We start from the raw sequence: 10,860 nt of genomic DNA, 5'->3' as shown, positions 1-10,860 counted from the left end.
CTATCTCTTGGGACAGAGATACCAAGGTTACCTAAGAAACAGGCAAGTTGTCTTTCATAGTAACCATTAGCTTTATTATCAATACTATCTCTAAGGAATATTTCTCTTTCTTTTTTCATGAGAGCGTTTAAGAGGAGTGCAGCAGCCATTTTGATACCCTCTTTTGATTCAATTTTTGAGATTTCACTTAAAACTTTTTCTAAATCTAAGTCTAAGTTTTCCATTTTACAGACCTCCTGGTTAGTTTAGTCTTTTAGGTTTTATGTTATCATTAATTTAAAAAATATTAAAAATTTTTATTATGCCTCTAAAATATTTTATTAAAAGACACAATTTATATTCTACTCCCTTATTTGTTATTACTTTTAATTTTTCCTTGAGTTCTTTGAGTTGCTCCTCGTTTGGTGTTATACCGAATTGTGCTTCAAATTCTTTAACCCTCAAATTTTCCTCATAAAACCAGTAACCTTCGAGATTTTCAATATCTGGATTTTGTTCCTTTAATTTTAGAATAAATGAAACTTTAACCTGTTTGAAAATTTTCCTCTCCAACTATATCTTGAAAAGTTTTAACATATTCTTTAATTTCAGTTTGTGCATCTTTTAAAGCTTTTTCCTTAAAATCAGAGCAAGATATTTCTGCTGTTGATGGAAATGAAAAATCTTTAAATTTACCACTAAACTTGTTTACTAAGTATTTATCAAGCGCTCTTTTTGTAAAGCAAATAATACATAACCCTTCAGTAGAAGAAATATACTTTCCATATTTCTCTACATCTAAATATACCTTGCATTTTATCTTTTCAGTCTCCTTTTTCTCGTCCTCTCTTTTCTTTCCACATATAAAAGCTTCACGCTCACCGCAAAGATGACATTTTTTTCCATATTCCTTAGTCTGTTCAAAATCCCTCAGATTCTTTCTTGCTCCCATTGATTTTTCTAAAGCAGAATAAGCAAGTTGATAGAGAAAACCTATATTTGGTGGAAATTCTGCTTTTTCTTTTATAAAAGTTTCAAGTTTTTCCCATCTTTCTATTTCTTTATCTTCAAAAAACTCTTTAAAATCATTCACTCGTATATCATTTGATCCCACTTTTAAAGGAATAGAAGTCCTGTAAATTTCTGGGAAAATTTTCATTTGTTGCTCAAAAACTCTAACAACGTCACTATTATCTTTCAATTTAAATGCATCAAGCACTTTTTCGCCCATTTCTTTCCAAGTATTTTCTGTAGTTTCTTTTATTTTTTCAGCCAGTTCTTCTATTTCTTTTTTTTCAGTTACTGGAAATATTGCTACAAATCTGTTTGGAATAGTTGGCTGGTCTATATAATTTCCGGTTGAGTTTTTTACTTTAATTTTTCTTTTTTCTAAATAATAATCCATTAAAGGCTGTCCATATAAATCTGGATAAATAATATTTGTTGGTCCATATTTATCTACTACAACTTTAATTGCTTTAAATGTAAGATATGAAAGGATAAAGCTTCCCATAAATAGATCCTGGGTTTTCCTTGCTTGAGAGATAAAGCTTTGCACAGGCCCGATAGAGAAAAGAAACAGGGAATTGTTCTGATACAATTGATTATTTTCTTTATCCTTAAAAGCCTTGATAGCAGAAGCAATTTTTAGATGTTCCCAAATAGAATGGTCAGGCATTCTTGTATCAGCTGGCAAAACAGGTATATATTTGCCAATGGGTAAATCTTTAAATTTATCAAACATCTCTTCCATTAAATTTCGCCAAAGATAAAGAAACTGGTCTTTATCATCCTGAGGTAAAGCAGTTTTGATATTTTCAAAGACTGTTTTTACCTCACTTAAAATTCTCTTCTTATCAAAATCAGGTAGATAAATCTTTCCCTCTGAAAAAGGATGCCTGATTTCAGTGCACTCTTGATAAAAATGTTCTTTCCTTAATCCGTATTTTTCTGGTTTTGGTAAAAAGCTTCTTTCCATACAAGAAGCAATCTCATCCGGTCCTTTCATTTCATATACGCCTGAAACACCAATAATTTCAGCATATTCCTTTGCTCTTTGAATATGTGTTGGAATATCAAAACATTTATCAATTGGGTCGTGTAAAAAAGCTTTGAGTTTATCAGTGAAATTACTCATAGCAAATTTCCTTTATAAAATCTTTTTGTTTTTGAAAATTCCATCTTGGATAATTGCTTGGGAAGTAGCTATTTAAAACTGTTACAATAAGCTTATATATATTTATTTTTTTTTATTACTGAAACATAAATAGGCGATGCCATTCGTGGATTAGAATTACCAAGAGAAGAGTCTTTACAAGTATGTGTAGCTTTCCCAATGTTAATTAGTAATTTTTCCCATTTTTCATATTCTTTGAATATTACAATTTCTTTAATCCAAGGATATTGTCCGCCATTTTTAGAATTAATAATCTTATTTTCTTGGATTTTATATGAATTTCCAATTTCATTTAGTAGATTTAAGATATATTGATAACTAATTTCTAAATCCGGCTCAATTATTTTAACACTTCCAAAACCTCTTCTTGAGCGACCACCAAAACCACCTAAAATTGTGGTAAGAATAAATAAATTACTAAACAAATCTTGATAGTTTTTGTCTCTAAAAGCTAACTCTACAATAAACTGTGAACCTTCTCTAAAGCACATCTTTTTAAAGTTCTTTTTATGCGGTAATGGCCAATAATCACTACTAATTAAATTTAAAGGTTTTAACTTTATTGCTAGCTTGCTTTTTCCTTCTCCTTTTCCAGTTCCGCCAAAAATTTCCGCTTCTTCTTTCTTTAACTTTGGGATATCATTCTCCGCCTTTATAGCTCTCCACCAGAAACGCATCATTCCTTTAAACTCTGAAGGTCTGAGCTCGGGAGTTCTTCCGTCTGCCCCAGCCATAAACATCGGGGTTATCACTTCACATTTAAATTCTACCTTATGCATATTAATTCCTCCTGCAAACAACATTTTCCACATATTTTGCTATCTTTTCTACCATTAACCAGCCACCATAATATGAGTGTTCGTCTTCCTTCCAGTATTCCTTTCTCTCGGTAGCTGCTGATACATCACAAAGTTTTAGTATATGATGGACAAGAGATACTTGAAGCCTTCTTCGGTGTTGCTCAAGCATGTCGCATCCTTTTGCCCAGACCCTTAATCCTCTTGCCATTTCTCTTAAATCATTAACTGTAAGATCTCTTGCTTCATCTGGAAAGTACTCTTTATCTAACTCATCTACACCTTTATGCCAATCAATACTCCCATCATTCTTAACTATGCCATCAAGTATTGCCTGAACATCTGGTCTTTCTATGTTGTCTCCAAGAAGACCTCGGTCTGTGTGATGAATAGCAACCGCAAAAACTAAAGGCTCTTTTATCCCTTCTGGCAAAACTTTCCACAAATAGGCAGCACCAATTGGAGCATGAGAGGGTAATTTTTTATTCTTATCTTTACCTATATTATCCTGCCATTTTTTGGTGAGCTTGCCAAGGTCGTGAAATCTAACCATTTGATAAAAAAATTCCCGTATCTTATCCTCAGAAAATGTATCAGTCAATACTCTCTTTACTGTATGACAAAAGACAGGAAATAAGCTCTTTAACTTTTCCTCGCACCTTTGAATATGCTCTATATAACTTTCATTAGGTGCACTAAATAAAGATGCTGTCATCAGGAATTACCCCTTTCTTTTTATCGTAATAATTACTATCAAGTATATACATCCTAAATGGAACAATCTCTCTCACTTCCTCATAAGTCCACTCCTTTTTATCAGGATCATACTTCAGCATCAAGCTCAAAATTTCTTTGTTCCTTAAACTTCTGCCAATGCCAATATCCAGATTCATAGAGTTTTCTCTCACATTTACATTTTTTATAGCGTTTTTTATTCTGTCCTCCTTTTTTCTCCCTTCTCCTATTGAAAAATCAACCACTACAATCGTAATAGGCTTACCCTCCCTTAGTTGAATATTTCTTGGCTCTGTATCTGCATACAAAACACATTCATAAAGGTCTATAAGGGTATCAGCTGCTTCATAATCGTTTGCTTTATAATTAAGGATATTATCTACAAATTGACAAACTTGAACAGAGTTTTTTATGTTAAAATCAGGATTATCTTTAAGCCACTCCCAAGTTTTATCTAAACTCTCCTTCTCATAGGGTAAATAGCCTCTATCAACATCATCAACCTGAAATACAATCATCTCTCCACTCTGCCCCTCATATCTTGCACATCTTCCAGCCCTTTGCACCAACGAATCGGCTGGAGCTAACTCGGTAAGTAGAAGCTCTGCTGAAAAATCAATGCCTGCCTCAAGAACCTGTGTTGAAACTACAATGCCAGTTCCTTCTGGAATTATAATTTCTCCGTTTTCTTTGTGCGGAATTAATGAAAAGGCTTTCCCTTCATGTTCTATTCTGTCCACTTTTGTAAATCTTGAGTGTAACAAAACAATCTGCTCATCACTTAATTCAAGCCTTGACCTGATCTTTTCATAAACCTTTTGTGCCCTTTTTACCTGGTTTAATACAATTAATGTCTTTTTAGTCTTGATTTTTTCTAAGAGATCATCAGAAAGATTTATATCTTCGTTTGAAATTAAAGGATTATCATGCAACTTAATGTCAATTTTAGAAGAAAAAGGAATATCTACAAAAATCTTCTGTTCGTCGCTAAGCTCAATCCTTTCAAAAAGGCTCTCCTCAAGACTTTTAGGCATAGTCGCTGTCATAACCACAAAAGGGATATTACTTCTGTACAGTATTTCCATTAACGCTCTCATTATTGAAAAAGTAAATTCATCTCTGTACATATGTGCTTCATCGAATACAACTATAGAAGTTGCTATTGATCCAGCAGGTACATCCATATGGTGTCCTACCTGTCTACTTGCTCTTGCAAAACCATAAAGAAACTGGTCAAGAGTAGTAACCACAATATCAGCAATAAAAAACGGTGAATCAGGGATGTCACCGTGCTGAATTTCAACAGATATGTTTGGAGAAATTCTCTCTGCGTATTTTTTTATCCTTTGTGCAATACTGTTAACAAGTACCCTAATAGGCAAGACATAAATCAGCCTTGGTGCAATTGGAAATTCATTATCTACGAACTGAGCTAAAAATGGGGCAATTGCTGCCTCAGTTTTGCCACTACCTGTGGGAGCTCTAACCAATAGGGGATTTTTTCCTTGGAAAATTAAATCCCAAATCCTCTCTTGAAATTCGTAAGGTTTGTCTATTTGAAAATATTTTTTATAGAAATCTTTAACACTTAGGCTTACACTTTGCATTTTTGTTAAAGTCCTTTTTCATTAATTTTGTTTTTCTATTTAATTTATAACAGCTTTTTAATCCCCTTTCTGACATGATGACTTTTATTTTTCTAAAATTTCCCACATCCCAAACCCCTGGGAATTTTTTGCTCCAAGACCAGCTTCATAAGAAAATTTTATAAGCTCTGGATCCCCCCTTAATCTAAACTTTCCCATCCAGCCTTTTATTATAAAACCTTTGTAACTCACTAACTTTTCGTTTTTGCTACTTATCCCTAAAGGCTCTATGTGAAATTCTTCAGAATGAGGTATCCTTTTGTAAAAAGCTTTGTATTTCTTAAATAAGTTTTCTTTAACAAGTTGAGAAAATTCTTTTTCCTTAGGATGATAATAATAAGTCTTCTTCTTACCATCAGGACTCAACAATGTACTATAAACAGTGAGAGGAGAAAGCATCTTAACTGTCACTTCTCTTTTTATGACAGGAGAAGCTACAACCTCAACACTTTCAACAAAGATATTATTTTCTAAAATCTTAATTTCAGGAGTTTTTAAAAGATTTAATACTAAACTTTCAATCATCTCATTATAAGGAGAAGATAAATAAAGCTTAAAAGGAGAAGAAAATTTAAAATTCTCTCCCTGCCTCTCAAAATTTCCAAAAAGACGAGAAAAAGTAAATAATTTAAACTTTCTTTTTCCTAAAACAAAACCTTCATCGTGAAGCTTCTCAGCAATAGCTTTATCTAAAAGACGGTAAATCAAGCCTTGAATTATTTCATTGTAATGAAAAGGTAAAATCAACTTTTTGGTAAATGAAAAAGTTAAACTTAATCTCATTTTTGCAAACAAATTAACACTTTTAAAAATTTTATATAATTAAAACTTTATAAAAAGTCAATACTTTTTTAGACATTATTAAAATTATTAAAATTATATCTACACAGATTGAGAGCTTATCACCTGAAAATTTAGCAAAACCTAACCTCACTGGATAAAAATTATACTTATGCTAAATTAAAAAGTTGTATACCCAAAATAAGGAGCAAAGACCTAAAATGTTAAAAAAATTATTTTGGATAGTATTTTTTATCATTCTGTTTTCCGGAGGTTTTAGTATGGCTGGAGAAGCTAAAAAATCTAACTATATAGTAGATAGAGTAATAGAAAAAAGACTTTCAAACGGGCTTACATTCCTCTTTTATCCATATGAAAGAGAAGATGTGGTGACAGTTAAACTTTGTGTTAAAGTCGGTAGTGCTTATGAAAATGAAAAACAGGCAGGGATTACACATCTTATAGAACACATGATCTTTAAAGGCACCGAATCCAAAAAGCCAGAGGACATCGTAGGAGAAATCGAAGCCCTTGGTGGCTACATGAATGCCTTTACCTCTTTTGATTATACCTGTTATTACACCACCGGACCAACCAAGATCTTAGAGAAATCCTTAGACATCCTTTCTGACGTAGTATTTCATCCTTATTTTGACCCTAAAGAGTTAGAAAGGGAAAAAGAAGTGGTGGTTGAGGAGATGAAAATGAGGCTTGACAATCCCCATGTAGTGCTTTTTGAGGAAGTCATGAAGGCCTCTTATCAAAAATATCCTTACAGACGCCCTATCATCGGTTATGAAGAAACCGTTAGGTCTTTTAAAAGAGAAGATCTCTTGTCTTTTATCAACCAGTTTTATACCCCTGACAATATGGTCCTTTCAGTGGTAGGGAAAGTCCCTCAGGATGAGCTCCTTTCTCTAATCGATAAATACTTTACCAACCTTCCCAAACGAAAGTTAAAAAAAGTAAAATTCCCTGAAGAACCCTTTACAGAAAAACCAAAGTTAGTCTGGGTAGAAAGACCGGTTAAAGAGGGTTATTTTGCGTTTACTTTACCTGGAGCCTCCTTTAGGGAAGAGGATGCACCTCTTTTAGACCTACTTGTCCAGGCCTTAGGAGGGGGAGAATCTTCAAGACTTTACGTAAGATTAAAAAGGGAATTAAACTTAGTAAAGACTATCTCTATGTCTGCTTTTTCTCCGTTAGGACCTGGGTTAATAGAAATCTATGGCACCGCTGATCCGGAAAAGTTTAAAGACATAGTCTCTCATCTGATAAACGAGCTTGCAGAAATCAAAAATTTAGGCGTTACTGAAGAAGAGTTACAGAAAGCTAAAGTACAGCTACTTTCTGATTTTGTGTTTGATGCAGAAACCTCTGATGGTCTTTCAAGCACCCTTTCTTTTTTTCAGCTAAAAAGAGGAAATTATAGGGACATCCTGTGGTATAAAAACAAGATAGAGCAAGCAACGGTTGAAGACCTAAAAGAGGTAGCGAAAAAATACTTTAATTTTGATAAACTGGTAGGTGGGTTTTTCTCTGAAAAAAGGCTTTTTGATGAAGAAGATTTTAAAAAATTGATCTCTGTAAAAAAAGATTCTCCTGTTAAATTATTTACCTTAGAAAATAAACTAAAGGTCATCGTCTATCCTCGGAAGGATTTACCCACCGTAGGAATAACTTTAGCCTTTCCAGGAGGTTTGAGGTTTGAGACCCCTCAAACTAATGGACTTTTTCAAGCATTAACCCTTCTTTGGACAAGAGGAACTCAAAAATATTCTGCAGAAGAAATCTCCTCTAAGCTTGAGGCCTTAGGTGCTACCATAAAAGGTTTTTCTGGAAGAAATACCTTTGGGTTAAAAGCACTCTCCCTTTCCTCTAATTTTGATGAAACCTTAAAGCTTTTTAAGGAAATCTTACTAACTCCTACTTTTAAAGAAGAGGAGTGTGAAAAAGCTCGGCCTGAACTTATTTCTATGATTTTTATGCAAGAAGACAGTCCGATCAGCTTAGCTGTCAATCAATTTTTAAAAATACTTTTTTCAGATCATCCCTATGGATTAAACATAGCAGGCGACTTAATTTTTTACCAAAACTTTAAAGCCGAAGACCTAAGGCAGGCTTATCAAAATTTTGTTACCCCTGAAAAGGCTGTATTAACTGTGGTAGGGGACGTAGACCCCTTAATCCTAAAACAAAAACTCGAATCCTATCTAAAGGACTGGAAAGCCTCAAAGGTAATAATTAAAGAGGAAGAAGAACCTAAACTTCCTTCTCAGAAGACCCAAAAAATTAAAAAAGAAACTTTCCAGAACCAAATTTTACTTGGATTTCAAACTCCTGGTCTTAATTCAAAGGAAAAACTGGTATTAGAAATCTTAAGCAGTGCTCTCTCAGGCCAAGACGGAAGGCTATTTAGGGTTTTACGGGATGAACGCTCCCTTGCTTATAGCGTTACCTCGTTTACGGTGTTTTATCCTAAAAAATCTGCCTTTGTGTTCTACATAGGTTGTTCTCCGGAAAAAGAAGAAGCTGCGATAGCAGGTTTTTGGGAAATTTTGGAAGAAGTTTCTAAAAAAGGTTTAACCTTAGAGGAAATCGAAAGGGCTAAAAACAGACTTTTAGGTAAGCTCAAAATTGGCTTACAAAGCAACCTTGCTAAATCCGAAGACATAGCAGTAAATGAGGTTTTAAACCTTGGGTGGGACTATAGTCAAAATTACGAAAACATGTTACAATATATCAAACAAGAAGATATCCAAAAGTTTATAAAAACCTATCTAAAAAAAGAAAATGCTGTGCTTTTTATTTTAGGAAAATAAAATTTTTAAAAATCTATAAATGCAAATAAACTTTATAACTGAAAACGAAGAAGACACCATAAAATTAGGCCGAAGTCTTACAAAACTTTTAAAGCCCGGAGACTTAATCCTTCTTTATGGAGACCTTGGCTGTGGAAAAACTACCTTTGTAAAAGGGGTTGCAGAAGGTTTATTGGTAGACCCTGAGGTTTATGTAACCAGTCCCACCTTTTCTTTAATCAATGTGTATGAAGGAAAATATACCATCTACCACGTTGACCTTTATCGTTTAGAACATGTGGAGTTAGAAGAGTTAGGACTTCATGAATTTTTAAACGAAGGTATTGTACTCATAGAGTGGGCTGACCGCCTTAACGAGTCATTAAAGGAAGATTTTTTAGAAATTTATTTTGAATATCTGGACCTCTCAAAAAGAAGGATTACCTTTATCGGTTATGGAGAATGGCAAGAGCTCCTAAGAGAACTGGATAAGGATGAGCTATCAACTTGATAGGAAAACGCTCTAAAAGAAAATCCATCTTAGGATTGTTAAAATAACCTGTTAAAAACTTATCTAAGAAATTCTTTTTTGTCAAAAACTCTTTTAATCCTGAGACCAAACCACCTGTGAGATAAATTCCCCCTTCTGGCAAAAAAGTAAGGGCTAATTCTGAGGCCTTTCTTCCTAAAAGTTCTACCATCGTCTCAACCGTCTTAAGAGCCTTTTCTTCTCCCTTTTTAGCAAGGTTAAAAATTTCTTCAGGTATTAAAGTTTGGTTAAAATAAAACTGATACCAGAGAGAAACAGCTTTTCCTGATAAAGCTTTTTCCCAGCACTTTTCTTCGTTTAGAGTTCCCAAGTATTCTAAAAAAGCATATTCTTCTTTTTTAAGAGCGCAAAAAAGGGTATGTCCGTTTTCTGAGGGTAAAACTATGCCTTCATCTATCGAGAACGAAATACCTAACCCTGTGCCTGGTGCCAAAAACACTCGGGGGAACTTCTTTTTAGTTTTTCCTCTTTTTAAAGTTTTTAGGTCTTTATCAGATAAAAAAGAGGCCCCAAGTGCTAACCCATAAAGGTCGTTTACCAAAAAAACTTCTTTGAAATTAAATTTTTTCTTAAGCTCCTTTACAGAAACCTCCCATCCCAGGTTGGTAAGTTTGGCTTTATCTTCGAAAACCGGACCAGCAACCGCTAAATAAACCTCTTCCGTAAGGTTTTCGAGAAAAACTTCAGAAAAATACCTTTCGAGTATACTGTATAGATTTTTATGTTCTTTGGTTAGATAAATCTTGATATTTAAAATTTTGCGATTTTTTAAGATCCCTATTCTTGAATTAGTACCTCCTATGTCAGCTACTAACATTCTTTAAGTTTGTAGTAAAAACCAAACTTTACTTCTTTGTCTTTTTAGCTTCGTAATAGGAGTTAAATTTATCTATCAATTTCTCGGTATAATCAACCTTGGGTGCTACATAGTATATTCCTGGTTGATTTTTTTCTAAAACAAGGTCGATCCCTTCTTTTTGTACAAACTCTTTAAGAACCCCTTCTAACTCTTTAAAAACCGGGTCAAGAAGTTGTTTTTCATACTCTTGCATCTCATACTGTGCGTCTTCTTGAAGGCTTTTAAGTTCTCTTAACAGCTTTTGATACTCAGCTTGTTTTTTTTCTTTTGCCTCTTGAGAAAGAAGAGACCCTTTTTTTTCTAATTCTTCTTTAATGGCATCTAATTCTTTAGCCTTTGCTTGAACTTTTAAAGAAAGTTCTTCATATTTTTTTTGCAACTTTTGAATAATTTCTTCGCCGTACTTGGATTTATTAATCACTTTTTTGATGTCTATAACCCCTATTTTTAAACTGGGCTCAGCCTTGGCCTCATTAAAAAAACCAAAACCTAAAAAAAAGACCAAAAACATACTAATAAAAAACCTTTTCATAAAAA

At 33.5% G+C, this 10,860-nt stretch carries 10 protein-coding genes and 1 pseudogene; 2 read left to right on the top strand and 9 right to left on the bottom strand.

Going from position 1 to position 10,860, the window contains the following annotated elements:
- From G580_RS0107335 to cas6, 7 genes and pseudogenes are all read right to left on the bottom strand, one after another.
- Positions 1-224 (bottom strand): annotated as a pseudogene (locus G580_RS0107335) (IS256 family transposase); the annotation flags it as partial.
- 52 nt (positions 225-276) lie between these two features.
- Positions 277-552 (bottom strand): hypothetical protein, encoded by a 276-nt coding sequence (locus tag G580_RS0107330; RefSeq protein ID WP_028841630.1) that lies wholly within the window; start codon positions 550-552, stop codon positions 277-279.
- Positions 524-2,116, bottom strand: coding sequence for a type III-B CRISPR-associated protein Cas10/Cmr2 (gene cas10, locus G580_RS0107325; RefSeq protein ID WP_028841629.1), 1,593 nt, complete (start codon positions 2,114-2,116; stop codon positions 524-526). The genes G580_RS0107330 and cas10 overlap by 29 nt, the downstream gene beginning before the upstream one ends.
- Positions 2,117-2,208: 92 nt before the next feature.
- Complete coding sequence (gene cmr1, locus G580_RS10430; protein ID WP_028841628.1) at positions 2,209-2,934, bottom strand: type III-B CRISPR module RAMP protein Cmr1; 726 nt, start codon at positions 2,932-2,934, stop codon at positions 2,209-2,211.
- A gap of 1 nt (position 2,935) precedes the next feature.
- Positions 2,936-3,667 carry a CRISPR-associated endonuclease Cas3'' gene (locus G580_RS0107315; protein ID WP_028841627.1) on the bottom strand — a complete coding sequence of 244 codons (732 nt, stop codon included), beginning with the start codon at positions 3,665-3,667 and terminating at the stop codon, positions 2,936-2,938.
- Entirely contained in the window at positions 3,648-5,294 is a 1,647-nt protein-coding gene (gene cas3 / locus G580_RS0107310) for a CRISPR-associated helicase Cas3' (protein ID WP_028841626.1), read from the bottom strand. Before cas3 ends, G580_RS0107315 begins: the two co-directional genes overlap by 20 nt.
- An 84-nt stretch (positions 5,295-5,378) precedes the next feature.
- The gene (cas6, locus tag G580_RS0107305; RefSeq protein ID WP_083960839.1) at positions 5,379-6,128 is read right to left on the bottom strand and encodes a CRISPR-associated endoribonuclease Cas6; all 750 of its coding nucleotides are present in this window, start codon (positions 6,126-6,128) and stop codon (positions 5,379-5,381) included.
- A 206-nt stretch (positions 6,129-6,334) separates the two neighbouring features.
- Between cas6 and G580_RS0107300 the strand changes: the two genes are divergently transcribed.
- Together G580_RS0107300 and tsaE are read left to right on the top strand one after the other, a co-directional pair.
- Positions 6,335-8,935 (top strand): M16 family metallopeptidase, encoded by a 2,601-nt coding sequence (locus G580_RS0107300; RefSeq protein ID WP_083960838.1) that lies wholly within the window; start codon positions 6,335-6,337, stop codon positions 8,933-8,935.
- A gap of 19 nt (positions 8,936-8,954) precedes the next feature.
- Entirely contained in the window at positions 8,955-9,425 is a 471-nt protein-coding gene (tsaE, locus tag G580_RS0107295) for a tRNA (adenosine(37)-N6)-threonylcarbamoyltransferase complex ATPase subunit type 1 TsaE (protein WP_028841623.1), read from the top strand.
- On the opposite strand, the gene G580_RS0107290 is transcribed toward tsaE, so the two are convergent.
- Positions 9,361-10,281 carry a glucokinase gene (locus tag G580_RS0107290; RefSeq protein WP_028841622.1) on the bottom strand — a complete coding sequence of 307 codons (921 nt, stop codon included), beginning with the start codon at positions 10,279-10,281 and terminating at the stop codon, positions 9,361-9,363. The two genes, tsaE and G580_RS0107290, sit on opposite strands and share 65 nt — an antisense overlap.
- 28 nt (positions 10,282-10,309) lie before the next feature.
- Positions 10,310-10,855 carry an OmpH/Skp family outer membrane protein gene (locus G580_RS0107285; protein ID WP_028841621.1) on the bottom strand — a complete coding sequence of 182 codons (546 nt, stop codon included), beginning with the start codon at positions 10,853-10,855 and terminating at the stop codon, positions 10,310-10,312.
- Positions 10,856-10,860 lie beyond the last annotated feature (5 nt).

The organism is Thermodesulfobacterium hveragerdense DSM 12571, from assembly GCF_000423845.1.
Classification (GTDB): Bacteria; Desulfobacterota; Thermodesulfobacteria; order Thermodesulfobacteriales; family Thermodesulfobacteriaceae; genus Thermodesulfobacterium; species Thermodesulfobacterium hveragerdense.
The sequence above is the reverse complement of the archived record's forward strand: the minus strand, read 5'-3'. Positions and strand labels throughout refer to the sequence as shown.